Annotated in this window: 25 protein-coding genes, 2 tRNA genes and 4 pseudogenes; 15 read left to right on the top strand and 16 right to left on the bottom strand. The window is 67.6% G+C overall.

Annotated elements, in window-relative coordinates; all coding sequences use genetic code 11:
• The first annotated feature begins 34 nt into the window (after nt 1-34).
• Together LXX_RS02815 and LXX_RS02820 are read left to right on the top strand one after the other, a co-directional pair.
• Nucleotides 35-487: a hypothetical protein gene (locus tag LXX_RS02815; protein ID WP_041767158.1), complete on the top strand. Its 453-nt coding sequence runs from the start codon at nt 35-37 to the stop codon at nt 485-487.
• 267 nt (nt 488-754) lie between these two features.
• Nucleotides 755-831: transfer RNA gene (locus LXX_RS02820), tRNA-Pro, on the top strand.
• Between the two features lie 157 nt (nt 832-988).
• On the opposite strand, the gene LXX_RS15265 is transcribed toward LXX_RS02820, so the two are convergent.
• From LXX_RS15265 to LXX_RS15280, 6 genes and pseudogenes are all read right to left on the bottom strand, one after another.
• Entirely contained in the window at nt 989-1387 is a 399-nt protein-coding gene (locus tag LXX_RS15265; protein WP_256030759.1) for a tyrosine-type recombinase/integrase, read from the bottom strand.
• A 46-nt stretch (nt 1388-1433) separates the two neighbouring features.
• Nucleotides 1434-1772 (bottom strand): phage-related integrase, encoded by a 339-nt coding sequence (locus LXX_RS15270; protein WP_011185542.1) that lies wholly within the window; start codon nt 1770-1772, stop codon nt 1434-1436.
• A 48-nt stretch (nt 1773-1820) separates the two neighbouring features.
• Nucleotides 1821-2234: a hypothetical protein gene (locus tag LXX_RS15275; protein ID WP_223227701.1), complete on the bottom strand. Its 414-nt coding sequence runs from the start codon at nt 2232-2234 to the stop codon at nt 1821-1823.
• Nucleotides 2235-2252: 18 nt separating this feature from the next.
• A pseudogene (locus LXX_RS02830) lies at nt 2253-3251 on the bottom strand (IS481-like element ISLxx4 family transposase).
• 117 nt (nt 3252-3368) lie between these two features.
• Nucleotides 3369-3515 (bottom strand): annotated as a pseudogene (locus LXX_RS14795) (IS3 family transposase); the annotation flags it as partial.
• Nucleotides 3490-3702, bottom strand: coding sequence for an IS3 family transposase (locus tag LXX_RS15280; RefSeq protein ID WP_083219765.1), 213 nt, complete (start codon nt 3700-3702; stop codon nt 3490-3492). The pseudogene LXX_RS14795 and the gene LXX_RS15280, both read right to left, overlap by 26 nt.
• Before the next feature lie 212 nt (nt 3703-3914).
• Between LXX_RS15280 and LXX_RS02840 the strand changes: the two genes are divergently transcribed.
• From LXX_RS02840 to LXX_RS02845, 3 genes are read left to right on the top strand one after another with little or no spacing between them, the layout of a single operon-like run.
• Entirely contained in the window at nt 3915-4526 is a 612-nt protein-coding gene (locus tag LXX_RS02840; protein ID WP_155806769.1) for a carbohydrate ABC transporter permease, read from the top strand.
• Nucleotides 4527-4531: 5 nt separating this feature from the next.
• Nucleotides 4532-4792 carry a sugar ABC transporter permease gene (locus tag LXX_RS12525; RefSeq protein WP_050737819.1) on the top strand — a complete coding sequence of 87 codons (261 nt, stop codon included), beginning with the start codon at nt 4532-4534 and terminating at the stop codon, nt 4790-4792.
• Entirely contained in the window at nt 4789-5634 is an 846-nt protein-coding gene (locus LXX_RS02845; RefSeq protein ID WP_011185544.1) for a carbohydrate ABC transporter permease, read from the top strand. The genes LXX_RS12525 and LXX_RS02845 overlap by 4 nt, the downstream gene beginning before the upstream one ends.
• Before the next feature lie 801 nt (nt 5635-6435).
• Here LXX_RS02845 and LXX_RS16535 read toward each other — a convergent pair.
• Nucleotides 6436-6852: pseudogene (locus LXX_RS16535) on the bottom strand (DUF4822 domain-containing protein); the annotation flags it as partial.
• On the opposite strand from LXX_RS16535, the gene LXX_RS14805 reads away from it, so the two are divergent.
• A complete protein-coding gene (locus tag LXX_RS14805; protein WP_176714796.1) occupies nt 6851-7108 on the top strand; it encodes a hypothetical protein in 258 nt (85 codons plus the stop codon). The pseudogene LXX_RS16535 and the gene LXX_RS14805 sit on opposite strands and share 2 nt — an antisense overlap.
• Nucleotides 7109-7138: 30 nt before the next feature.
• On the opposite strand, the gene LXX_RS02860 is transcribed toward LXX_RS14805, so the two are convergent.
• The 4 genes and pseudogenes from LXX_RS02860 to LXX_RS02875 form a co-directional block, all read right to left on the bottom strand.
• Nucleotides 7139-7339 (bottom strand): hypothetical protein, encoded by a 201-nt coding sequence (locus LXX_RS02860; RefSeq protein ID WP_011185546.1) that lies wholly within the window; start codon nt 7337-7339, stop codon nt 7139-7141.
• 248 nt (nt 7340-7587) lie between these two features.
• Nucleotides 7588-8490 carry a DsbA family protein gene (locus tag LXX_RS02865; protein WP_223227702.1) on the bottom strand — a complete coding sequence of 301 codons (903 nt, stop codon included), beginning with the start codon at nt 8488-8490 and terminating at the stop codon, nt 7588-7590.
• 370 nt (nt 8491-8860) lie between these two features.
• A pseudogene (locus tag LXX_RS13370) lies at nt 8861-9137 on the bottom strand (isochorismatase family protein); the annotation flags it as partial.
• A 27-nt stretch (nt 9138-9164) separates the two neighbouring features.
• Complete coding sequence (locus tag LXX_RS02875) at nt 9165-9737, bottom strand: C40 family peptidase (RefSeq protein WP_041767165.1); 573 nt, start codon at nt 9735-9737, stop codon at nt 9165-9167.
• Nucleotides 9738-10105: 368 nt separating this feature from the next.
• Between LXX_RS02875 and LXX_RS02880 the strand changes: the two genes are divergently transcribed.
• Both LXX_RS02880 and LXX_RS14120 read left to right on the top strand, forming a co-directional pair.
• Nucleotides 10106-13921, top strand: a complete 3816-nt coding sequence (locus LXX_RS02880) for an ATP-binding protein (RefSeq protein WP_011185548.1) — start codon at nt 10106-10108, stop codon at nt 13919-13921.
• Nucleotides 13922-13963: 42 nt separating this feature from the next.
• A complete protein-coding gene (locus LXX_RS14120; RefSeq protein ID WP_155806771.1) occupies nt 13964-14140 on the top strand; it encodes a hypothetical protein in 177 nt (58 codons plus the stop codon).
• Nucleotides 14141-14159: 19 nt separating this feature from the next.
• Here the strand turns inward: LXX_RS14120 and mscL are convergent, their stop codons facing one another.
• Genes mscL through LXX_RS02895 form a run of 3 tightly spaced genes read right to left on the bottom strand, consistent with a single transcriptional unit; the run spans nt 14160 to nt 15527 of the window.
• Complete coding sequence (gene mscL / locus LXX_RS02885) at nt 14160-14597, bottom strand: large conductance mechanosensitive channel protein MscL (protein ID WP_011185549.1); 438 nt, start codon at nt 14595-14597, stop codon at nt 14160-14162.
• 32 nt (nt 14598-14629) lie between these two features.
• Nucleotides 14630-14923, bottom strand: coding sequence for an FmdB family zinc ribbon protein (locus LXX_RS02890; RefSeq protein WP_011185550.1), 294 nt, complete (start codon nt 14921-14923; stop codon nt 14630-14632).
• Nucleotides 14924-14942: 19 nt separating this feature from the next.
• Nucleotides 14943-15527 carry a 5-formyltetrahydrofolate cyclo-ligase gene (locus LXX_RS02895; protein WP_011185551.1) on the bottom strand — a complete coding sequence of 195 codons (585 nt, stop codon included), beginning with the start codon at nt 15525-15527 and terminating at the stop codon, nt 14943-14945.
• A 59-nt stretch (nt 15528-15586) separates the two neighbouring features.
• On the opposite strand from LXX_RS02895, the gene galU reads away from it, so the two are divergent.
• The 4 genes from galU (at nt 15587) to LXX_RS02915 (ending at nt 18505) form a co-directional block, all read left to right on the top strand.
• The gene (gene galU, locus LXX_RS02900; RefSeq protein WP_011185552.1) at nt 15587-16558 is read left to right on the top strand and encodes a UTP--glucose-1-phosphate uridylyltransferase GalU; all 972 of its coding nucleotides are present in this window, start codon (nt 15587-15589) and stop codon (nt 16556-16558) included.
• Nucleotides 16559-16580: 22 nt separating this feature from the next.
• Nucleotides 16581-17243 (top strand): GNAT family N-acetyltransferase, encoded by a 663-nt coding sequence (locus tag LXX_RS02905; RefSeq protein WP_011185553.1) that lies wholly within the window; start codon nt 16581-16583, stop codon nt 17241-17243.
• Nucleotides 17244-17325: 82 nt separating this feature from the next.
• The gene (locus tag LXX_RS02910; RefSeq protein ID WP_011185554.1) at nt 17326-18375 is read left to right on the top strand and encodes a hypothetical protein; all 1050 of its coding nucleotides are present in this window, start codon (nt 17326-17328) and stop codon (nt 18373-18375) included.
• 57 nt (nt 18376-18432) lie between these two features.
• Nucleotides 18433-18505, top strand: a tRNA-Ala gene (locus tag LXX_RS02915).
• A gap of 243 nt (nt 18506-18748) precedes the next feature.
• Here LXX_RS02915 and LXX_RS15295 read toward each other — a convergent pair.
• Nucleotides 18749-19783: an ArsR/SmtB family transcription factor gene (locus LXX_RS15295; protein ID WP_223227703.1), complete on the bottom strand. Its 1035-nt coding sequence runs from the start codon at nt 19781-19783 to the stop codon at nt 18749-18751.
• A 468-nt stretch (nt 19784-20251) separates the two neighbouring features.
• Between LXX_RS15295 and LXX_RS16540 the strand changes: the two genes are divergently transcribed.
• Nucleotides 20252-20707, top strand: a complete 456-nt coding sequence (locus tag LXX_RS16540; protein ID WP_223227607.1) for a transposase — start codon at nt 20252-20254, stop codon at nt 20705-20707.
• The gene (locus LXX_RS02925) at nt 20647-21666 is read left to right on the top strand and encodes an IS30 family transposase (RefSeq protein ID WP_223227743.1); all 1020 of its coding nucleotides are present in this window, start codon (nt 20647-20649) and stop codon (nt 21664-21666) included. Before LXX_RS16540 ends, LXX_RS02925 begins: the two co-directional genes overlap by 61 nt.
• Here LXX_RS02925 and LXX_RS14810 read toward each other — a convergent pair.
• The gene (locus LXX_RS14810; protein ID WP_192807311.1) at nt 21647-22135 is read right to left on the bottom strand and encodes a hypothetical protein; all 489 of its coding nucleotides are present in this window, start codon (nt 22133-22135) and stop codon (nt 21647-21649) included. The two genes, LXX_RS02925 and LXX_RS14810, sit on opposite strands and share 20 nt — an antisense overlap.
• 142 nt (nt 22136-22277) lie before the next feature.
• Between LXX_RS14810 and LXX_RS02930 the strand changes: the two genes are divergently transcribed.
• Entirely contained in the window at nt 22278-23084 is an 807-nt protein-coding gene (locus LXX_RS02930) for a TrmH family RNA methyltransferase (protein WP_041767171.1), read from the top strand.
• Nucleotides 23085-23137 lie beyond the last annotated feature (53 nt).

The following is a 23137-nucleotide window of genomic DNA, read 5'->3' on the forward strand; positions in this document are numbered from 1 at the left end:
TTCTCACATGCGGAGTCTGACATTAGCTTTCCCTATGGCACTCGACAGCTCTGACGTCACCGGCGAGAAGGACGAGCGGGAGCGGCCTCTGGGCGCCCCGCTCTGGTGCGTAGCGATCCTTTCGGCGAGCGTCGGCGTCCAGGCGGTCGCTCCTGCCTATCCCGGCGTCGGGACGATCGCGCTCGTGGCCGGGACGCTGGGCCTGCTTATGGCGATCGCCGTCATCGCGTCGCGGACGCAGCGCACCGCCGCTTTCCGGATCGGTTTCCTGCCGACGGTGCTAGCCCTGATCGCTGTCGCCGCCTTCGTGCTCTCCGGTCTGGGCGTCGACTGGCTGACCAGGGAGGCTGCGCCCCCGTGGGCGTCCTGGTCGCTCGGTTCGATGGCCGCGCTGGTGGTCGCCTGCTGCCTGATCGGCGCGAACGAACGGCACCGGCGCCGGGAGAACGGGGCGGCTCGGAAGCGTCGCGTAGCGTCCCTGCTCTGATCGGGGCTGACCCGGAAGCACCCGGAGAAACATCCGGAAGAGACCCGATGCCTCCCCGATCGCATCCCTCGGCGGCGCGGGCTCTCATCGTCGAGGACGCGCCGGGAGAGGGCTTCGGCCGTCTGTGCGCCCTCGTCGGGAGGGTGGCCACCGGGTGCCGTGCCGGTGAGGCTCCGCGACTGCCGGGGTGGTCACGGTGGGCTTCGCTGGCACGCTAGGATAGGAGAGTTGCCTTGCTTGGTGCGGTGTGCCTGGGTGGGGTGGCAACGGGCTGTGGCGCAGCTTGGTAGCGCACTTGACTGGGGGTCAAGGGGTCGCAGGTTCAAATCCTGTCAGCCCGACCAAAAACCCTGGTGAAACTCTCTAGTTTCACCAGGGTTTTTTGTGTCTGGGTGACAGTTTTCAGCGGTTTTGGCTGCTGGAAGGTGTCCTCCAAGGGACGTCCTGTGGATAAGGGGACCAAAAGGGGACCAGAACTCTTTCTGCGGCGCTCGGGTTGAGTCACAGGCTCTTGGATGAGGGACTGCCGTGTCGAGTTTGCTTGCGCTGCCCGTCGGTCGACAGGAACGCATTGGCTTGTTCTGCGGCTGAGGCAAGGTGGCGGTCGTCGGGGTGGATGTATCCCCGGGTGGTCTCCATCGATGCGTGTCCAAGAATCTCTTGAAGCACGTGCAAGGGTACCCCAGCGTCGGCCATCCAAGTAGCCCCGGTATGCCGGAGCCCGTGATGAGTCAGATCAGGCAGCCCGAGCCCCGCGACGATCGCGTCCCAGTTCGTGGCATCCCTGACGGTCGCGGTCGTGAGCACTCCGCCCTTCGGTCCCACCAGGAACTGGTCTTCCGGCTCCTTGTCTGCGGTAAGCCGTTCGAGAACGGGCCGGAGCGGTTCGAGGATCGGCACGCGCCGTTCTTTGCGACTCTTCGTCGGCTTGGTAACCAGCCCGCCCTTACCTGGAAAAATCTGCCGTGATTCCGCTCGACGAAATCACGACGAGATTTGCGTCAAAACGCACGTCTCCGACCTGCAACCCGGACACCTCAGAAGAACGCGCGGCTAGGAGCGCCGTGAGCATCACGCGGAAGTCGCTGTAGGACTGATCGACCCGCCCGCACGCCTTCGCGAGCTTGTTGAGGGTCTTCATATCTGGGATCGCATGCGCCCTGGGGGAAGCCTGCTCGGCGGACTGGGTTCTGAAGGCGTTGCGGTTCAGGCTTCGTTTGGCACGGTTCTTGGCAGGGGTAATAGTGAGGAGCCCCTCGCGCACTGCTTCATCGAGGACGCGCACGAGCGGGGCGATGGAGTTCTTGATTGTGGATGCGCCGTAGCGTTGTTCCTACGCGTCAATGGTGTGGTCGATGATGTCAGCGGTGATCTGGGTGACGGGCAAATGCCCGAGCGCGGGTAGGACGCGCAGCTTCAATCCGAATCCGTAGGTCTCGCCTGTCGAGGTCGGGTCAAGCCCACGCGCCCACCGCTCACCGATAGCGGTGACGAACTCTGTCAGCGTCATCATCGTATCCATGCCTTTGACGGAGGAGTTGCGGAGCTGATTGAAGAAGTTGTGGGCGGCAGCTTCGTCCGGGACGATCTCAGAGCGGGTGACACGGTGCTTGGTGATCGGGTCAGTCCACCGGGCTCGGGCACGGATGCCATAGGAGCGGCGTTCCATGTCGGTGGAGACCTTCACTCCGATGGGAGGAACGGGCTTGGGCTCGGCTGTCGGGAGAGGCTTAGCCTTGCGCGGCATGGTTGTCTTCCATGCTGGCTAGGTGTGATGTCCAGGGAGGTTGTTGTCGATTCTGCTAATGGGTGGGGCTCTGATGGCGGAGTGGTGCTGGTGATGATTGTAGAAGTGGGGCCAGCCGGGGAGTGCTTCTCGTCGTTCGGCCTCTGAACCATAGAACCGGGCGTAGGCCCAGCCGTCGGCGAGTGTGCGGTGGAAGCGTTCGATCTTCCCGTTGGTCTGTGGTCGGTATGGTCGGGTCTTCTTCGCCCTGATCCCGAGCTCTGTGCAGGCGTCTCGCCAGGCGTAGGACTTGTAGGCGGAGCCGTTGTCCGAGAGGACGAGTTCGACGCTGACATCCCGGTCGGCGAACCAGGCGACAGCACGCCGCAGGACACCGATCGCGGTGTCCGCCTTCTCGTCGGAGCAGATCTCGGCGTAGGCGACGCGGGAGTGGTCGTCGATGATCGTGTAGACGAACACGGTGCCCAACCGTGGCTCGTAGCGGTGGTTCCTGCTCTTCGTGCGGGTGGCGGTCGCTTCCCGGTTGCGTTCGCCCTGGACGCGGCCGACGAATCGTCAGCCGCCGCCGTCGGGGATGTTGCCGAACTTCGTCACGTCGACATGGATCAGCGATCCAGGGTGGTCGTGCTCGTAGCGACGGATCGGCTCGCCCGTGACCCGATCAATGGTGCAGAGCCGGTTGATGCGGCAGCACACCAGGACGGCGTGGACGGTCGAGGCGGGAAGGCCAAGCTCGCCGGCGATCTGCACCGGCCCCAGGCGTCGTCGCCACCTCGCCCGCACGATCCGCTTGAGCACGGGCAACGGCGTCCGCGTTGGCATCGATCGTGGGCGGCTAGACCGGTCGGTCATCCCTCCCGTGCCTTCGGCGCGGAACCTCGCCGCCCATTTCCGCGCGGTAACGGGCGAGACCATAAACATCTTCGCTGCGACGGAGACCAGCCAATGGTCCTCGACGATGAGCCTGGCAAGGCGCAGACGAGCGCGCGGTGTGAGAGCAGCGTTAACGTGGGACACGAAGGCCTCCTGGATCGTGAAGCGGTTGAACTGAACAGCTCCACTTCACAACCGGAGGCCCTCGCCCCTCAACTCCTCACGACCGTATCGCCGAAACAACCCCCCTGGACATCACACCTAGGCCGCGGCGGGGATGCTGTTGATTTCGAGTTTCTCGTATTCGATCGGTGTGCGGTAGCCGAGGGCTGAATGTCGGCGCCGCCGGTTGTGGAAGATCTCGATGTATTCGAAGATCGCGTTAGCGAGTTCGACCCTGGTCTTCACACTTCTTCGATCGACCAGCTGATGATCCGGCGGCTGTAGGTCCCGGGAGCCCGTAGCTGCCGGCCAATCGCATGAGCTTGTGGACGGTCCGGCCACTGACGCTGACTCCCATCGCCATCGTCAACTCGGCATGAACTCGCCGATACCCGCAGGTGCCGCGCGAGGTGACACGAACCTCGCGGATCAGGCCACCAGTTAGCCACCGAAACGGGAACCTATTCCGTGGGGAAGGTCACAATCCGCCTCGGCAGATGGGCTTCGCCACGAGGGTCACGGAGTGGCCACCTCCTGGCAATGTCTGGTTTCGCAATGGACGGTTCGCTGTTCACGCATCCCTCCGATACTGGCGGCACCGACCCGGGAACGTTCCCGTTCTCAGGCGGGCAGGAGGACTCAGCGATGGCACTACGCACGCAGCGTCGCAGCCGAATGTGGCGCGGGGCCGGTAGCGGTCCGTGGCTCGCGCTGCCCGCGTTCGCGCTCCTGGCGATCTTCGTGTTCCGCCCTCTGCTGCGGACTGTGCAACTGAGCGCCTACCAAAGCGATCTCGTCGGCAAACCGACTCGCTGGGTGGGCCTCGGTAACTACGAACAGCTGATCGCCGACCCGAGCTTCACGCAGACCGTGGTCGTGTCGATCGTCATCGCCCTGCTTGGCATGGCGCTCGCCACCGGGGGAGCGCTCGTCGCTGCCCTGCTCCTGCGGCGCCGGCTCGCCGGAGGCGGTTTCTTCGCCGTGATCTTCTCACTGCCGTTCGCCTACTCCGCCGCCTCCGCGTCCGCGGTGTTCGCCGGGTTCTTCTCCCCGGCGGTCGGGGTGCTGAACATCCTGCTCGGGTCCGTCGGCATCGACGGGCCCAACTGGCTCAACGACCCGGTGGCCGCTGTGTGGGCGATCGCGATCTCCACTGCCTGGTACGAATCCGGGTTCGCGTTCCTGATGCTGACCGCCGCCGTGAGGCGGCGCAGCTGGATGGCAGCGGATCGTTCCGCCTGGCGGGCCGGATACTGATCCCGATGATGCAGTCCAGCATCCTCTTCCTCACTGTCGCCGAGACCATCGCCGGTTTGCAGACCTTCGCGCAGATCCACATCATCACCAGCGGCGGGCCCTCCGGCGGAACCACGAACTTCGTCTACCGGCTGTATCAGCTTGCCTTCGGCAACGGCACCCCGGACTTCGGCCGCGCCTCGGTCATCGCGATCGTGCTGGTCCTCCTCGTCGCGGCGATCACCGCCTTGCAGTTCCGGCTCTTCGGAAGGGAGCGGACCGTATGACCGCCACCACCCGGCGTGGCCGGCGCACCCCCAGCGTCGGCACGGTCATCCGGTTCGTCGTGGTGCTCGCCGCGGCCGGGCTGGTCTTCCTGCCGGTGTACGTGTCCGTGCTGAGCGCCTTCACCGAGGGCGGCACGATCGCCCGAAACGGTCTCATCCCCAGTCTTGGCGAGGTCACTCTCGACAACTTCCGTCAGGCGATCGACGCTGTCCCGCTGCTGCCGGAGTACCTGGTGAGCATCGCCGTCGTCACGCTCCAGACGCTCGGCAACCTCATCACCGGGTCGCTCGCCGCCTACGCCCTCGTCTTCCCGGCCTGGCCCGGCCGGCGCATCGCGTTCGCGCTGGTGCTGCTGACCCTCGCCGTTCCCGGCGAGGCGCTCGTGATCCCGAACTACGAGTTCGTCAGCGGTCTCGGCCTGCGCGACACGATCATCGGCGTTGTCCTGCCCTATCTCGCGATGGCCTATCCGATCTTCCTGCTGCGCCAGGCGTTCTCAGCGGTCCCGACGGAACTCTGGGAGGCGGCCCGCCTCGACGGGTCCGGCCACATCCGGACCCTCGTCACGATCATCATCCCGGCGTGCCGCCCACAGGTGACCACCGCGATCATCTGGTCTGCCTTCGCCGCCTGGAATGGCTTCTTCTGGCCGTTGCTGATCACCGACTCCGTCGCCGTGCGCACCATCCAGGTCGGCGTGTCCCAGCTGGACGCTTCCGAGGCCAGCGAACCGTCCGTGATCTTCGCCGGCGCCGTCCTCGTCGTCATCCCGACGATCGCGCTGGTGATCGCCGCTCAGCGTTTCCTCGTCAACGGACTCGCCCGAGGCGCTCTCCGCTAGCTCGAACCACCTCCTGCCGTACCGCCCCCACCACAGATCCCGGAGGAACCCACCATGAATCGCAAGCTCCTGAGCATCGCCGCCGCGGCTACGATGACCGTCGCTCTCGCAGCGTGTACGTCGTTGGCCAGCGGCGCCTCGACCGCCGACACCGGCGGCGCCCACGGCCCTTCGGCATTGAAGAACGCCAGCGGCACCACCGAGATCACCATCTGGCACGGGCTCGGAGCCGCGAACGGCATCGCCTTGCAGCAGGAGATCGACACGTTCAACTCGACGAACAAAGACCGCATCCACGTCACCGTCACCTACCAGGGTGTGTACGCTGACCTGCTCGCCAAGTACACCGCAGCCATCAAGGGCCACTCCACGCCGACGATCGTGCTCGCGGGCGACATCGCCACCGGATTCATGACCGATGTCAAGCAGAGCATCCCCGCGGCCGAGATGGCCAAGGCCAACCCTAGCGACCTCCAGCTCGCCGACCTTGCCGGCGCGGCCCGCAACTACTACACGGTCGGTGGCGTGCAGCAGGCCGTTCCGCTGAATGTGTCGACACCGATGCTCTGGGTCAACCGGTCGATCCTGCGCCAGGCAGGCATCGCCGACAGCGCGCCGCTGAACACCCTCGACCAGGTGGTCGCCGCCGCCAAGCAGATCAAGTCGAACACCGGCATCGCCGGGTTCTCGATGCCGGACGACGACTGGTACATTGAGCAGCTGACCGCAGCCGCCGCGCAGGCGAGGAGCGTCATCGAGGTTGTAGATGCTGAAGGTGCCGTCTGCGCGGTAGTACGCCCAGCCGACGGAGTTGATGACAGCCGGGTCGGTGAGCGCGACGTCGTTGCCGTCCTGGTCCTTGGCGCCGGTGGTCTCCCACGCGGTCGAGCTCAGCACTGCGGCAGTGCTGGGCTCCGGGTGAGCGGTCGGCGTGTGGACGATGTCGTAGTACACCGAGGGGTTTCCGGCGTCCGGGGCGAAGCGGTAGGTGAACTCGTTCGCTGTCAGGACAGTGACCGGAACGGTGCGGGTGAAGAGGATGTCGCCGGCGGCGTTCTTCGCGACGAGTGTCCGGGTGAGGCCCTCGGGACCGTTGGCGAGCGACCACTCGCCCTGTGAGCGCGGGGCGTCCTGCAGGCTGTAGATCCTGAACGCGCCGGCAGCGTCGTAGTACGCCCAGCCCACGAAGTTGGCGACGGCGGGGTCGGTGAGCGACATGGCGTTGCCGTCCTGGTCGCGTGCGGCAGTTGTCTCCCACGCGGTCGACGCCAGCAGGGCGGTGGCGGCTTCGGCGGAGGACGGGGTGTTGGCGCTCGCGGGGGCGATGGCCACGGCGGTGTGCGCAGCGGTCGCCGACGAGGCGGCGAATGCGCTGCCGGCGGGCAGGACGCCCAGAGCCGCCGCCACGAGGGAGGTCGAGAGGAGGGCGCTGCAGGTGCGGGCGCCGGAAGGGGTTGTCATGCCTTTTCCTTAGGGGAAGTATCAGCGTAGGGTCGCAACTAAACTACAAAAGTCTCAGATTCCTCACATCGTCCATTTGGAGGATGTCGCGCGATCGGCGGTTCGCCGAGGCGCTGTGCAGACGGCCGATCGGGTCGGCGGCTGCGTCGACGGGCGTGAGCTCTGCTGTTGCCGACACTGTGCGGACGGTCGCGTCGCTGTCCCGGTCGCGTGGCAGCGGGACCGGGACGTATGCCCGGCTCACGGAGTCCGGAACGCCTGCGCCGCGTTCACCGGCCCGTGCTCAGGGGTCTCGTGGGGAACGACCGCGTTCCTCGCGGGTTCCGGGAAGCTCCCGATGGAGAGCGAGGCCGACGCGCTCTGGACGGATCAGCTCGCCGTATCGCATCGCATCGCTCGCCGCCGCCGGCGGAAAACTCTCGTCGTCCCCTCGTGGGCCCGCCGCGGACGTGCGCCCGTGGCGGGCCCACGGGAAGAAGCGGGGAAGACGCCCTACGGAGCCGCGGTCGGGAAGGTCACCGAGCCGCTGGTCTTCTCCGGCAGGATGGCCGCGATGAAGGCTTTGAACTGCTCGGCGTTCGTGACGCTGCCCTGGTAGCGCTGGCCGTTGACGAACACCGTGGGGGTGCCGAAGCTACCGGAGGAGTTTCTCAGCTGCGGGTCGGCCGCCGCGGCTTTCGTCTGGTTCGTCACGAATGTGGCGAAGGTTTGGCTGTTTGTGCAGTCGGTGATGGTTTTCGACTCCACACCGGCGTCCTTGAAGAGCTTCAGGATCTGCGCGTTCGTGAGCCCGGTGCCCGTCTGCTCGCTGGGCTGGTTGGCGAACAGCGCTGCGTTCACATCCAGGAACTTGTTCGGCTGCTCGTCCGCCACACACGCCACCGCCACGGCGGACCGCGTCGAGTACTGCTTGTTCGGGGCGTTGTCGAGGATGGCGACCGGGTGGGTCTCGAGGGTCGCGGTGCCGTCGGTGAGCATCTGCTTGATCGTTGCCCCGTTGGCCGCCTCGAACTGTTCGCAGATCGGGCACTGGTAGTCGACCCAGACCTGGATGTGCGCCGTTTTGCCGTCGAGCTCCTGCTTTGCCGGCGTCGCCGCATCGCCCTGCTTGATCGCAGGCGTGGTGACCGCCTTGCCCGGAGCGCTCAGCAGGAGTCCGCCGCTCAGCAGATTCTTCGGGTTGGCGACCGAGTTCGACGCCGAGACGCCCGAGTAGATCGCGATCCCGGCGATGGCGAGAACGGCGACGATCCCGACGATCACAGAGCTCTGCACGGCCACCTTACGGCGTTTCGCCTTCTTGGCCGCCTCCTCGCGCATCTGCCGTGCGGTCTCTCGCGCCTCTTCACGACGGTCGCGCTTGGTCGGACCGGTCGTGCCTCTGCCTGTTGCCACTGAGCTTCATTCCATTCGAACGGTTGACAGAACTCTTCCGTCGATCGTAGAGGGTAAATGCTTTGGATGCGCCGTGTTCTTGGGCGCGACTGACACTCCACCGCCCCCTCCAAGGGGGAATTGCCGATGCTCACACCCACTGGCGAGACTCCCTTGAGGGGATCACAGGAGCGAGGGAATCAGCGGTGGCGACGGTTCCGCTTTCCTGCCCCTCCGGACCACCGGCAGGGACAGGGGCCAACTCGGCCGGGACGGCGCCGGCCGCGAGCGGCGCGGCTGCCAGTGGTGGCTGGGGAGGTTTCCCCGATGTGTGGGACGCCCAGCGCTTCGACCCGGACTCCTGGTGCGGGCACCCTTGGGGGTGCCCCTATCACGACGACTGCGGATAGCCCGGCTGTCGGCCGAGGCTCACTGTCGCCGCCTCCGCCGTGCGTCCCGGCGCGGTGTGCTTCGCCCAGTACAGAATCAGTGTGAGCGATCACCAGCTCGGGCGGTGGCGCGCCCCACTCGCTGAGGTCCTCAGCGGTGTGAGCGTCGGCCACCAGCGTCACGTCGTAGCCGCGCACGATCCCGCCGTGGAGGGTGGAGCGGATGCACTCGTCGGTCTGTGAGCCTGTGACGACGAGCCGCCCGGCCCCCGCCTCCGCCCGGCCCGCCCCGCATCGCCGCCCGTGTCAGCCCGGCAGTATGCGAGTGAAGTGGTGCGGAACGCCCTCCCACACCGTCGAGACCTCGACCGGGCGCCCCTCGGCCGGCGCTTGCACCAGCACGCCGTCGCCGAGGTAGATCGCGATGTGCTCCTCGTCGTTGAACACAACGAGGTCGCCGGGCTGCGCCTGCGCCTCGCCGATCCGGCGCCCGGCGTTGTCCTGGAGGTGGACGAGGTGGCCGAGCCGGATGCCGACCTGCGCGTACGCGACCATCACCAGCCCCGAGCAGTCGATGCCCGAGTGGTCGTCGCCGCCGAGCACATACGGGTCGCCCAGGTAACTGAGCGCCGTCGCCACGATCCGCTGGCGGGAGCCCCCGGAGGCGAGGGCCGAGACGATCGCCTCGGCCGCCTGCTTTCCGGCCCGCCCGCCCTCGGAGGCGATGACCCCGGCGAGGGCGGACGCGACCGGGTCGTCGCGGTTCATGCTGACGGCGGCGACGACGGAGGAGACCGTGAGCTTCTGGGGCGTGGGACGCCCGGCCGCGACCGCCACGATATCCTGCAGCGGCTGTGCGGAGGCGGGCGGTGCGAGCATGACCCCGCCGATGAGCGCGAGGCTCGCAGCGGAGGCCGTCAGCGTCGTGTGCCGGGGCAGCGGGGACCGGGAGCTTCTTGGGCGCGCCTGTCGGGGCCGTGAGGACCGGGGGGAGCGTTTCTGACGCGAGGGCCGCTCTGGCCTCCGCGCGGCCTCCCGCTCTCTTGCCAGAGCTCGCCGGCGTTCGCCGCCGTCCGTCATCCGCACCTCGCTGGTCGCATCCCGCCGCCCGGGTTCGGCGCAGCTCGTCCAGAATAGGAAGCCGTGCTGGGCGCTGCCTCCGGGTCGAGGATCTCGGCCTGTGGTTTCTCTCAGCATTCGTTCGCCCGGCGGGAAGCGCCGCTGTTCCCCGGTTCGTGAATCGCGAGATGACGCGAAACCCGCCCCGCTTCCGGCCTGTTCCCCGGTTCGGCACGTATGGTGTCCGTGTGTGGCGACTGGAGAGGAAAAGCGAGGATGACGAGACGACGTCGGCCGCCGCGAGGGACGATGCCCTGCATCCCGCCAAGAACAGGACCGCTCCACACAAGCTCAGCCTGGGCGCCCCAGGGCTCATGGCCGGCAACATAGCCGATCCGGAGTGGCATCGCTGGCGCGAGGAGATCGCAGCGATCGGCGGCCCCTCGCCTCTCCTGCACTTCGAGGACAGCCCGCGGACCCGCATCGAGCTCAGCACGACGCACCCAGGCGGTCTCCCGCAGTTCATCACCGGTCAGAGCACGCTCCTGTCGAGCCTCATCCGCGACGAGCTCGCGCTGCGCACAGCGCGCGCGGCTGCGAACGCGATCACCGCCAAGGGCATCGAGCTGCGCTCCGTCCGAGGCATTGAGGCTGTGCATCTCGCGATCGGCCTCGCCCAGTGGCGGCATGGCACGCAAGAGCACTCCGCGCCCATCCTGTTGCGTCCGCTTGCCATCCGGCGCTACGGGCGCGATTTCGAGCTGAAGCTCAAAGGCGCGCCGTTCCTGAACCCGGGGCTCGCGCGCTGCCTGGCCGAGCAGTTCCAGATCACGCTCGACGCGGACGTCTTCCTCGCTCTCGCGCTCGACAACGGCGCATTCAAACCGCAGCCTGTCATCGACCGGCTGCGCGGCCTGACCTCGCATCTGCCCTGGTTCAACGTCCAGCCGCGGCTCGTGGTCTCCTCTTTCGCGGACGTCGCCCCGGCTTTGCGCGCCGAAGCCGACGACTTGGACAGCGTCATGCTCAACGCACTGGCCGGGAACCCGACCGCGCTCCTCGCCGTCGAGAGCGCCTTCAACCCGGTGGAGACGATCAAGCAGGACGAGCGGCCCCCGGCCACAGACTCGCTCCTGCTGGACGCGGACGAGGAACAGGAGAACGTCGTCGCGCAGATCGCCGCGGGCAACTCCCTCGTCGTCAAGACGCTGCCCGGCACCGGCGGCACGCAGACCATCGTCAACGCCATCGGCGCCCTGGTCGCGCAGCACAAGCGCGTGCTCGTCGTCGGCCCCCGCCGCTCCAGCCTCGACGACATCGCCCAGCGTTTCGCGAAGGTGGGGCTTCCCGGGGTCGCCGTCACACCGCGGAGCCTCCGCCGCGACCTCATTCAGACCATCGGCCGCAACGAGAAGGCCGAGCAGCCCCGCGTCACCGACGTGGACGAGGCGCTGGTGCGCCTGCGCAAAGTGCTGCTCGACTACCGCGGCGCGCTCACCCGCCGCGACCCGGTGCTCCAGGTCTCGGTGCTCGACGCGCTGCGCGAGCTCTCGCGACTGGCCCTGCTGCCCGCCCCGCCCTCGACCACCGCCCGCCTCGGCTGCCGCTCGATTGAGACGCTCGCCGGCGACCGCTCCGCCGCGGCCGATGCGCTCATCCGCTCCGCTCGCCTCGGCGAGTTCCGCTACGGTCCGGGGGACTCACCCTGGTACGGCGCCTCCTTCACGACGACGGAGGAGGGGAAGTCCGCCCACGACCTCGCCAAGAAGCTCAACCGCTCCGAGCTCCCGCGGCTCCTCGAGCGTGCGAAGACCCTCATCGGCCAGACCCGGATGCGGCCCTTCGAGACGATCGCCGAACTCGGCGTCTACCTGCGGCTGCTCCTCGACATCCGTGAGACCCTGGATCGGTTCACGCCCGCCGTGTTCGATCGCTCCCTCACCGAACTGATCGCCGCCACCGCTTCCCGCCGTGAGTCGCCCGGCATGGCGGGGGCCAACCGCCGCCGCCTCCGCAAGCTGGCGCTGGAGTATGTGCGCCCGGGGGTGCATGTCACCGATCTGAACGAGAGCCTGCGGCGCATCCAGCAGCAGCGCATTCTGTGGAACCGATTCGCCGTCGCGGGCGTCGTGCCCGAGGTGCCGGTCGGGATCGCGGATGTCCAGGTCGCCTATCAGCGCGTCGCCGAGGATCTCGCGCGCCTCGACATCCCGCTGCGCCGCACCGGGACGCCGCACTCGCTCGCCGCGCTGCCGATCGCCGAGCTGGTCCGCCAGATCGCCGGACTGTCCGCCGAGTCCGAGGTGCTCGCCAATCTGCAGGAGCGCACCACGCTGCTCACCCGGCTGCGCGAGCTGGAGCTCGACCCGCTGCTCGTCGACCTCTCCGCGCGGCACGTCCCCGAGACACAGGTCAGCGCTGAACTGGAACTCGCCTGGTGGCAGTCCGTGCTCGAGGCGCTGCTCGCCGCCGACCGTGCTCTCCTCTCCGGCAACACCAGTGTCCTCGACCGTCTGGAGGCAGACTTCCGCCTGGTCGACGAAGCGCACGCCTCTGCGACCGGCAAGCAGCTCGCCTGGCTGCTCGCCGAGACCTGGAAGATCGGCATCGTGGACTGGCCGGACGAGGCCGCCGCTCTGAAGCGCCTCCTCACCGCGGGCGTCCCGACCGCGGAGTCCCTGAACGCCGCCGCTCCCCACCTCTCCCGACCGCTCGCCCCGGTCTGGCTCATCTCCCCCTACGAAGCGCCGTCTCTCGGCAGGGAGATCGCGTTCGATGTCGTGGTCGTCGTGGACGCGGGAGCGGCGAGCCTCGCCGAGAACGTCCCGGTCCTCCGGCGCGCCAAGCAGGTCGTCGCGTTCGGCGATCCGGTCACACAGACCCCCTCCCGCTTCGACATCGGCGTACACGAGTACGGCAGCGCCAGCGCGGGCGCCGATGTGGATGGGCTGAACGCGGACTCCGCGCTCGCCCGGCTCTCCGAGCTGCTCCCCGTCTACACGCTCAGCCGCAGCTACCGTGCCGGGGGAGAGGATCTCGCCGAACTGGTCAACCGCCGCTTCTACGGCGGCAAGATCGACTCCCTCCCGTGGGCTGGCACGTATCTCGGCCACGGCAGCCTCTCCCTCCACTACGTCACCGGCGGGCAGGGGATGCCCGACAGCGACACCGGCGCTGTCGAGTCGACCGACGCCGAGGTGGCCCGCGTGGTCGACCTCGTCCTCCGCCACGCTGTCGAGCGCCCGCGCGAGTCCCTCATGGTCATCACCGCGAGCGAGCGTCACGCCGTCCGGGTGAACCAGGCCGTCCTGAACGCTTTCGCCAAACGCACCGAGCTCGCCGACTTCATTCTGGGCGACCGGTCCGAGCCGTTCACCGTTGTCACCCTCGACCAGTCCGTCGGCCAGAGCCGCGACCGCGTCGTCTTCTCCATCGGCTACGGACGCACCCCGCACGGCCGCCTGCTGTCGAACTTCGGCGCGCTGGCCGAGCCGGGCGGCGAGCGTCTCCTCGCCATCGGCATGACCCGCGCCCGCCGCGGCATGGACATCGTCTCCTGTTTCCGCCCCGAGGACATCGACGAGACGCGCATGCGCCACGGCATCGCGGCGCTCGCCCAGGTGCTCGGCGAAGCCGACAATCTCCAGGCCGCGGCACCCGAATATCTCAGCCCCGACGCCGATCCCATGATCGCCGACCTCGCCAAGCGTCTGGCCCGCCGCGGATTGGACGTGCAGCTCGCCTACCGCGGCAAGCTCACCCTGGTCGCCTCGAACGAGGGCCGCGCGGTCGTGGTCGAGACCGACGACGACGTCAACAGGGGCAGCCTCCGCGAGTCTCTCCGTCTGCGCCCGGACGTGCTGCGACGGCTGGGCTGGCACTACCTCCGCGTACACAACTTTGAACTGTTCGCCGATCCGGACACGGTGGCCGGGCGGATCGCGAAACTCATCGGCGTCCAGGAGCCGGACGCGGTGACCGCGCCGGTCACCCTGCCGGTGTGATCGTGCAGCACCGCCCCGCCAGAACCCGGCTACGCTGAAGATGTGACCGACAGCACGCCGTCCCGCGCCGTCCCGCCCACGCGGCGTGGCAGGCGTGTGCAGCGACCCGGCGCGCCGGGCTCGGACCCGGCCCCGCGCCTTCCTGAGTGGGAGGCCGCCGAGACCGCGTGGCCGTCCAACGATGAGCAGCTGAAACGCGACGTCCCGCCGCACTACTGATCCGCAGGCGGGCCGCCGGTCAGGGCCGCGGGTCGGAGCGTTTGCCGGTTCCGCTCGGCTGTGATTGCTGTTTCTTCAGCAGGTCGCGGATCTCGGTGAGCACGTCGAGCTCGGTGACCGGTGCGCCCGGCTCCACGACGCCCTTGCTGCGCAGGCGCTCCTGACGCTCCTTGAGCTTGTTGAGCGGGAAAACGAAGGCGAAGTAGACGACGATCGCGATGATAAGGAAGGTGACGATCGCGCCAAGCACAGCGCCGAACCGGATGTCCGAGCCGTTGAGGCTGACGATCATCGTTTCGTCCAGCGCGTTCGCCTGGAAGAAGGCGCCGATCAGCGGATTGATCAGATTGGTCACGATCGCGGTCACGATCGTGGTGAACGCGGCGCCGATGACGACCGCGACCGCCAGGTCGATCACGTTCCCGCGGAGGATGAACTCTTTGAACTCCGAGAGCATGACCGGTCCTTTCGCGGCAGGAGGGGGAGCGGCTACGCTGCGGACCCCGCTGAGGAGGAGCCCGCCGAACCCGAGGACGAGCCGGACGGCGACGGCGCTGCGGACGACGGCCCGGAAGATCCCGGCGGGGAACTCACCTTCTTCTTACCACCGCGCGAGTCCGTCCTGTAGAACCCGGACCCGTTGAAGGTCACGCCGACCGCGCCGAACACTTTGCGCAGCGAGCCGCCGCAGTCCGGGCAGACCGTGAGCGCGTCGTCGGTGAACGTCTGCTGGATGTCGAAGGTATGGCCGCAGCCGCGGCACGAGTAGGAGTAGGTGGGCATCGGCTTCCGTTGCTTCTGATCAGGTGAACTGGACGATCCGGGTCGGAGTGACCGCACCATCCACGGGCCGGTCGTGGCGCTCCCGGGGGACCTCGTCCACGACCTCGCCGTCGTACAGGACGGCATACACCGGGGGACATTTTTCCATGCTCCCGAGGATCTTGTCGAAATACCCGCGTCCCCAGCCCATCCGCATCCCCGTCGCGTCCACGGCCGCCGCGGGAACCAGGATGAGGTCCACATCGTTGATCGCGATCGGGCCGAGCAGCTCGCCGACTGCCTCCGGCATCCCGAACAGGCCCTCGGTCTCGGTCTCGCCGTCGCCGGTCGTCCAGTCGAGGAGGCCGTCCTCGCGGGAGATCGGGAGCAGCACCCGAAGACCATGCTCGCGTGCCCAGTTGAGGAACGGGCGGGTGTTCGGCTCGATCGTCGTGGAGAGGTAGCAGGCGATCGATCGAGCGGAGAGGTCCGTCGCCAGGTCCACCAGCTGACGAGTGAAGCCGGCCGTCGCGGCCTGCCGTTCCGTGCTGGTGAGGTTCTGTCGTCGTTCGCTCAGTTCCGCGCGCAAAGCGCGCTTGCGATGGGCGGCAGTGTCCGAATCCATGCTGCAATCTTAGGAGATCCCACCCTGCGCCGTCCTGAAATGCGGATACTGTAAGCGACATGGCCACCTCTGTCACCAAAGCCGTCATCCCTGCAGCCGGTCTCGGCACGCGCTTCCTGCCCGCCACCAAAGCGATGCCCAAGGAGATGCTCCCCGTCGTCGACAAACCGGCCATTCAATACGTGGTCGAGGAGGCAGTGGAGGCCGGACTCCACGACGTGCTCATGATCACCGGTCGCAACAAGAACGCGCTGGAGAACCACTTCGACCGCAACGCCGAGCTGGAGGACACCCTCACCAAGAAGGGCGACACCGACCGGCTGCGGAAAGTCAACTACTCCACCTCGCTGGCGGACATGCACTACGTCCGCCAGGGCGACCCGAAAGGCCTCGGCCACGCCGTGCTGCGCGCGAAGATGCACGTCGGCCGGGAGCCGTTCGCCGTCCTCCTCGGCGACGACATCATCGACGCCCGCGACGACCTCCTGAGGCGGATGTTGCGGGTGCAGCACGAGCACAACACCACGGTGGTCGCTCTCATGGAGGTCGACCCCGACAGCATCCACCTCTACGGCGCCGCCGCTGTCGAGCCGACGGGCGAGGACGATGTGGTGCGCATCACCGGCCTCGTCGAGAAACCCGACAAGGAGGACGCGCCTTCGAACTACGCCATCATCGGCCGCTACATCCTGCGCCCCGAGGTCTTCGACGTGCTGGAGCGCACCGAGCCCGGCCGCGGCGGCGAGATCCAGCTGACCGACGCGTTGCAGGCGATGGCGCACGCACCCGACTGGACCGGCGGCGTCTACGGCGTCGTCTTCCGTGGCCGCCGCTACGACACGGGGGACCGGCTCGACTACATCAAAGCCATCGTCCAGCTCGCCGCCGACCGCGACGATCTCGGCCCCGAGCTGCGCCCGTGGCTGCGCGAGTTCGCCGGCGGTCTCGCGGACACCCCCGACGAGGCCCTGGACGAGATGCCGGCCGAGCCGGCTCCGTCGCTAGGATCGACCACCGACGCGAACGCATAGCGCACTGCAGAAGGAGGAGGTCGTGGCGTTCGTGATCCCCACGATCAGCGAGGGACGGGTTGCGTTGCGCCCCATCCGGCTGCGGGATGCGCGGGCGCTGGAACGTTCGCTGCTCGACAACCGCGGCTGGCTGCGGCAGTGGGAGGCGACCAGCCCCTACGCGCCGACCGCGTTCGACACCCGCGCCAGCATCCGCTCGCTGCTCGTCAACGCGCGCGCCGGGCACGGCCTCCCCTTCCTGGTCGAGTACGACGGTGAGCTCGCCGGTCAGCTCAACGTCTCCTCCATTGCCTACGGCTCCCTCTCCAGCGCGACCATCGGCTATTGGGTCGCCGAGGGCTTTGCCGGACGTGGTATCACCCCCACCGCGGTCGCCCTCGCCGCCGACTACTGCTTCTTCCAGCTCGGACTGCACCGCATCGAGATCTGCATCCGCCCCGAGAACGGCCCCAGCCTCCGCGTGGTCGAGAAGCTCGGCTTCCGTTACGAGGGCCTCCGCCGCCGCTACATCCACATCAACGGAGACTGGCGCGATCACTTCTGCTTCGGCCTCGTCTCGGAGGAGCTGCCACAGGGCGCCCTCCGCCGCTGGCTCGACGGGCAGGTCCCCGCCGGGGCCGCCGCCGTCACCCCGGACGACCGGGCCGCCGCTGCCATCCCCCTGCCGGTGGAACGGCAGCGCTGAGCACGCTGAGAGAACGCTCCGGCCCACGAAACACCAGCGCGGCGTCCCCCGCCGCCGCCCGGCGTGCCCCTAGCGTAGAGGCATGAATGGGGATGTGATGGGCGGAGGGGTGGTCGTCGCACTCGCGGCTGCCCTCTGGCTGGCCTACCTGGTGCCCTTGTGGCTCCGCCGCCGCGAATACCTCGCCACCGAACGCAACGCCGTCCGCCTCCAGCAGACGCTCCGCATCCTCGCGGAGACCGCCGAGCTCCCCGACGAGGTCCGTTTGGAGGCGACCGCCAAGACCGTCGCCGAGCAGCAGCGCGTCCTCCGTCGCGCGGAGGACAAGCGCGCAGCGACCGCGCGAGCGGAGGCCGCCGCGATAGCGCGCCGCGAACAGGCGCTGGCTGACGAGCGCCGCCGCGCGGCGGAGGACGCGGAGCGCGTGGCGGCGGAGGCAATAGCCGTGGAGCGGGCATCGCGGGCGGCGGCGGCCCAGCGGGCGAATGCCCTCGCGGCCGCGACATCCCGGCCGGTCCTCTCCCCACAGCGCCGCCGCAGGCTGCGCCGTTCCCGCGCGCTCACCACACTGGTCCTCGTCGCGGGCGTCGTCGGTGCGGCCGGCGGCATCCCGGCGCTGTTCGCGACCGGGGCCTGGGCCCTCCCGGTGCTCTCGCTCGCCATCGTCGTGGCTGCCCTGTGGACGCTGGGCCGTCTCGCCCGCCCCGCCGCCGCCCATCCACCGGCGTCCCCGCGCATCCCCGTCGCTCCCGCGACTCAGGCCCTCTACGACGACGCCCAGCACGACCTCCCCGTCCAGGAGCGCCTGCGCCAGAGCTGGACGCCGCGCCCTCTCCCGAAGCCGTTGCACCTCTCGCCCGGAACGGTCGCCGCCGCAGCGATGGCCTCCGTGGACGCCGCCACCGAGCTGCGCCGCACCGCCGCCCGCGCCGAGTTCGACCGCCGTTCCGTCGAGGCGCCGCCGCCGCCCGTGCCTCTCCGGCCGCGCCCCGCTGAGGCCATCGCTGCGGCCCCGACCGTCCCTGTGTCCGCCGGACCCAGCCGCTACGCCACGATGGGCATCGTCGAAACCGACGCCCACGACGCCCTCGACCTGGACGCCGTTCTCCGTCGTCGCCGCGCCGCCAGCTGAGCCCTCCTCGATTTCAAATCGGCGCCGAGAGGGTGCTAGTCTGACTGGGCGGTTCAAGGGGCTATGGCGCAGTTGGTAGCGCGCTTCGTTCGCATCGAAGAGGTCAGGAGTTCGAATCTCCTTAGCTCCACCCACAGTGTCTTACGGGAACACGCGACATCGGAAGATGTTGGGTGTTCCCGTTTGGCTTTCTCGCCTGTGTTGTCCCGGGCGTGAGGGACTTCGTCCAGGATCGTGGCGAACGGTTCTGCGACGTGTGGGCGGAGTCGTTCATCGTTGGTGATGTCGATGCGAGTGTAGAAGGCGTCGGGAGCCTGACCCGGTTCGTCGTGCCGCTCTTGAAGGACTCAAGCCGCGAGCTTCACGCGCGTGCTTAGTTCGTTGTTGATGGTTGGCAGGATCGAACAGCGGTGGTGAGGCTTTCCACTGCACTGAGCGCGCTTTCTTGGATGCCGAGGGAGTAGATTCGCTGGGTGCCGAGGTGTGTGGCAGACACGATTCCTGCGTCGAGAAGAACTCTCAGGTGCCTCGATGCGGTGGATTGGGGGAGTCCGACCGCGTGTTGAAGTTCTCCCACTGAAGCCGACCCGCTGCGTTCGATGAGTGCGGCAACCAGCCGGGCACGGTTTGGCTCGCCGAGAGCGCGGAATACGGGCACAACCGCGTTCAGGGTGTCTGCGATCATTGCCCCTCCTGGTTGAGCGCGTCGTGCAGTCTTCGTAAATGGATTGAGATCGTGATCTTGGGCATCGGCGATCCAGTCCCTGTGCAGTTTGAGCGTCTGCGTCGCATGCTTGCCGAAGTGAGCCCGCAAGTACTCTCGGAGGTCCATGGGTGCGAGCATGGGCAGCGTTCGAAGCGCCGTCTGTACCACGGGTGGCCACACACTTCGCGGGGTAGGGAGCCTGTAAGCGGCGGCTACCGCGGCGCGCGCTTCATTGGCGGCGGCAGCGATCTGGACCGTACGACGAGCAGCTGCCGATATGTTGAAGTCCATCGTGGTGAGCGTTGCGACGATCGGTATCGTCGTCGCGGCCTGCATCAGTACATCGGCAACTGTGGCCGTGGGAGCTGGCCTCGGGAAAAGCGACCGTGCGGGAGGAGTCAGGGTTACCGCCAGGGTGAACTGCGGGCCGACCTTCCAATAGCGTGTCGGATCCGTGCCCCAGGCGAGGAAACCGGGAATGATAAGCCCCCAGGGGCGAGCGCCTGCGATGCTTTCGAGCTCGCGAACCTCGGAGGGAACTTGTGTCACGGCGGCAATCGCCGCGAACGAATCCCCAGCAAGAATCTTCCTAATCGTGGGAACCGTCGGCGGTGCGGTGGCCACGGCCAGGTCCCACTTTCCCGTGATGGCACCGAGCGAGATCAAGGGCATCTTACAACGCGGACGCTCGGGCGTCGCCATCTCGCCAGCGACTCCGCGCGCAAGGTCGCATGCCCGGCACGCAGGGATCGTGTCGCGAGGGCGACCTGGTGGGCTGGGCTCAACGATGTAGCAAGCACCGTTGCCACCGGCCCCGTGCCGAGAATGAGAATCTTCACAAGGGCTATTGTATCCGCATATTCGGATAGAAGGATTCATATGAGTGTGGATGCAGCTACGGAGAAGGCGCCTCCTCGTGACGGAAGATGGACGGTGGAGATGGTTGAAGCGCGTGTCGGGGACGGTGTATCGAGGTGGGGATGACGGAGTGCCGGGGTTAGGGGAAACACGGGGCCGTGGTTGCCGGTGACGCCGGCAACGGGACTTTACCGGGTGCGACGAGCGCGGCACGGCGGCGCTGTGCTTCCGGTTGCTGAAGCTAGGCTAAGGACATGACTTGGGTTCTAGCGGTTGTTGCAACATCTGGAGTTTCTAGGAGTTGCAAGGACCGTGTCCCGTTTAAGGCGCAGTGCGGGGAAGAGGAAGTACACCCAGGCGGAGCGTGAAGCCTTCTTCGTCATTTTCAAGGAGTCCAGGAGTACGACGATCGCGGCGAGGGAGCTAGGGTTCAACCCCGCGACGTGCGCGCAATGGGTTCGCAAGGCGGGCCTGGCTAGTCACGGCTACACCGGCGGCGGCATGAGCGCGCACCCATGCAAGGACGAGTACCTGGAGCTGCGGAGCAGCGGGCTCTCGCGCCGCGAAGCGGTGGGACGAGTCGGAATCAGCCCGAACACGGGATACCTCTGGGACAGTCGAACGGGCGACGCATTTATCCAGATGGTCGCGTGGTCGATTACAAAGACAGGGTGCCTGTCGTTGTTGATCCTGTTCAGCGGGCGTCGATGCGTTCGCTCGAAGCCGCACTCCACCCACGATTCCTCTCCCTGCAGGAGCGTGAGCTGATCCGGGACCTGACCAGGGCCGGCCTTTCGTTGTGTCGGGTCGCGGCCAAGCTTGGTCGCTCGGTGTCGACGATCAGTCGAGAGATTCGCCGGAATCAGCTTCCTGGAGAGGGCGGCTACCATCCATACGTGGCGCATCGGAAAGCGGCCAGCCGCCGACCGCGACCGAAAGCCACGAGGCTGGTCCGCAATCCGCAGCTGCGCAGTTACGTTCAACGGAAGCTGACGCTACGTTGGTCGCCGGAGCAGATCAGCCGGTCGCTGATCCGCGAGTTCCCCGGCGATGCGGAGATGCGCGTGGCGCACGAGACGATCTATCAAGCCTTCTACGTGCAGGGCCGTGGACAACTCCGCCGCGAGCTCACGATGGTGCTGCGGACCGGCCGGGCCAAGCGGAAACCGCATCGTTCTGGCGCCGCTCGCAGACATCGTTTCGCGGATCCGATGGTAATGATCTCCGACCGTCCCGCCGAAATCGAGGACCGCGCCGTTCCCGGACATTGGGAAGGCGACCTCATCATCGGCGGACACCGCAACAGCGCCATCGGCACCCTCGTGGAACGCTCCACCCGGTTCGTGATGCTGATCCATCTCCCCATCGATCGCACCGCAGAATCCGTCCGGGACGGACTGATCAGCGCCGTCAAGACACTCCCACGCGAACTCCGTCGCTCGATCACCTGGGACCAGGGCTCGGAAATGGCAGCTCACAAGTCGTTCACGATAGCCACCGACATCCCGGTCTACTTCTGCGACCCCGCGAGTCCCTGGCAACGCGGCAGCAACGAGAACACCAACGGACTCCTTCGCCAATACTTCCCCAAGGGAAAGGGAACAGACCTCGCCCGATTCACCGCAACCGACCTGACGAACGTCGCCCACGAGCTCAACACCCGCCCACGCAAAACGCTCGGCTGGGAAACCCCAGCCGAACGCCTCGCTAAACTACTCGCCAGCTAATCGTCGTGTTGCAACAACCACTGGAATCCGCCCGAAGGGTCTCGGGCTCACGATCGTCTCCTCGATCGTCTCGGCGCACCGGGGCGGCGTGACTGTCGTGCCCCGAACCGGCGGCGGTCTCGTCGTGACCCTCACCTTTCCGGCGGCTGCCGGCGACGCGGATTCCTCCGTGTACGCGGAAGTAAACGGCCGCCGAATAGGAGTTCGAGTTTCCGGCGTCGGCGAACGCCCACGAGTTGGAGAGCGTCCAGGCACTCGAAGCGGTGCGCGAACCGTGCTGCGCGTACGAGCGGCCCTGGGTGCCGTTGCTGGTCCAAGTCTTCGCCTGCGAGTAGTCGCGAGCGGCGTAAGGGCTGTAATACCCGGCTGCCGATGCGGGCGCCGCAGCGAGGACGGCGCCGGCGACGAGCGCCGCGCTGGCCGTGCTGGCGGCGAGAACAGAGGCCAAACGACGAGTCTTTTTGGTCATGGGTTACTCCTTGCGTGTTCCTGTTTTCTTTCTGGATGGGTGTGTCCCGAAGGACAAAATTTAAGGTATTATCCATAAAGTTTTTAATCAAAAGATTTCATGACGATGGCGAAGCATGAGCCGCCGCCGATATGCTGGCGTCATGCTGGACAACCCGCGCTCCCCGCGCGTCCGCGCCGTCGCCAAGCTCACCAAGCGCACCGCCCGTTCCGAGACCGGCCTCTTCCTGCTCGAAGGACCCCAGGCGGTGGCAGAGGCGCTGGCCTTCCGGTCTGAGCTGCTGGTGGAGCTGTACGCGACGCCCACCGCGCTCGAGCGCCACCAGGACATCGCCCAGGCCGCCGCCGCGGCCGGGACGCAGGTGGAGTTCGTCACCGAGCAGGTGCTCGGCACGATCGCCGACACGGTGACGCCGCAGGGCTTCGTCGCGGTGGCGCGGCAGTTTCCGACATCCGTGCGCGAGATCTTCGCGGGGTCGCCGGCGCTGGTCGCGATCCTGGAGGAAGTGCGAGACCCGGGCAATGCGGGAACGATCATCCGCGCGGCCGACTCGGCGGGGGCGGACGCCGTGGTGCTCACCGGGCGGACGGTCGACCTCTACAACCCGAAGGTCGTGCGCTCCACGACCGGCTCGCTGTTCCACATCCCGGTCGCGGTCGGCGCCGACCTGCCGGAGGTCGTGAGCTGCGCGCGCGCCGCGGGCCTCCGCGTGCTCGCGGCCGACATCGCGGGCGAGGACCTGCTCGCGGCGCGCACGGCGGGCCAGCTCGCCCGGCCGACGGCGTGGGTGTTCGGCAACGAAGCGCGCGGACTCCCCGACGAGTGGCTCGGGCTCGTGGACCGCGCGGTCGCCGTCCCGATCTACGGGCGGGCCGAGTCGATGAACCTGGCGACGGCGGCGTCCGTCTGCCTGTACGAGTCGGCGTTCGCGCAGCGCTCCGCCGGGTAGTGCGGGAAGCCCCGGCGACGGCCGCCCGCCTCCTGTCCGGCGGGAAATCGGCG

Origin of the sequence: Leifsonia xyli subsp. xyli str. CTCB07 (assembly GCF_000007665.1) — a bacterium.
GTDB classification, from domain to species: Bacteria; Actinomycetota; Actinomycetes; order Actinomycetales; family Microbacteriaceae; genus Leifsonia; species Leifsonia xyli_C.

Bases quoted from the DNA above. Each gene is read 5' to 3' on its own strand.
- LXX_RS02815 (WP_041767158.1), top strand. From the start codon at position 35: ATGGCACTCGACAGCTCTGACGTCACCGGCGAGAAGGACGAGCGGGAG.
- LXX_RS15275 (WP_223227701.1), bottom strand. From the start codon at position 2,234: ATGCCGCGCAAGGCTAAGCCTCTCCCGACAGCCGAGCCCAAGCCCGTT.
- LXX_RS02840 (WP_155806769.1), top strand. From the start codon at position 3,915: ATGGCACTACGCACGCAGCGTCGCAGCCGAATGTGGCGCGGGGCCGGT.
- LXX_RS12525 (WP_050737819.1), top strand. From the start codon at position 4,532: ATGATGCAGTCCAGCATCCTCTTCCTCACTGTCGCCGAGACCATCGCC.
- LXX_RS02845 (WP_011185544.1), top strand. From the start codon at position 4,789: ATGACCGCCACCACCCGGCGTGGCCGGCGCACCCCCAGCGTCGGCACG.
- LXX_RS14805 (WP_176714796.1), top strand. From the start codon at position 6,851: ATGGCGTTGCCGTCCTGGTCGCGTGCGGCAGTTGTCTCCCACGCGGTC.
- LXX_RS02875 (WP_041767165.1), bottom strand. From the start codon at position 9,737: ATGCTCGCACCGCCCGCCTCCGCACAGCCGCTGCAGGATATCGTGGCG.
- LXX_RS02880 (WP_011185548.1), top strand. From the start codon at position 10,106: ATGACGCGAAACCCGCCCCGCTTCCGGCCTGTTCCCCGGTTCGGCACG.
- mscL (WP_011185549.1), bottom strand. From the start codon at position 14,597: ATGCTCTCGGAGTTCAAAGAGTTCATCCTCCGCGGGAACGTGATCGAC.
- LXX_RS02890 (WP_011185550.1), bottom strand. From the start codon at position 14,923: ATGCCCACCTACTCCTACTCGTGCCGCGGCTGCGGCCATACCTTCGAC.
- LXX_RS02895 (WP_011185551.1), bottom strand. From the start codon at position 15,527: ATGGATTCGGACACTGCCGCCCATCGCAAGCGCGCTTTGCGCGCGGAA.
- galU (WP_011185552.1), top strand. From the start codon at position 15,587: ATGGCCACCTCTGTCACCAAAGCCGTCATCCCTGCAGCCGGTCTCGGC.
- LXX_RS02910 (WP_011185554.1), top strand. From the start codon at position 17,326: ATGAATGGGGATGTGATGGGCGGAGGGGTGGTCGTCGCACTCGCGGCT.
- LXX_RS15295 (WP_223227703.1), bottom strand. From the start codon at position 19,783: ATGGCGACGCCCGAGCGTCCGCGTTGTAAGATGCCCTTGATCTCGCTC.
- LXX_RS02925 (WP_223227743.1), top strand. From the start codon at position 20,647: ATGCGTTCGCTCGAAGCCGCACTCCACCCACGATTCCTCTCCCTGCAG.
- LXX_RS14810 (WP_192807311.1), bottom strand. From the start codon at position 22,135: ATGACCAAAAAGACTCGTCGTTTGGCCTCTGTTCTCGCCGCCAGCACG.
- LXX_RS02930 (WP_041767171.1), top strand. From the start codon at position 22,278: ATGCTGGACAACCCGCGCTCCCCGCGCGTCCGCGCCGTCGCCAAGCTC.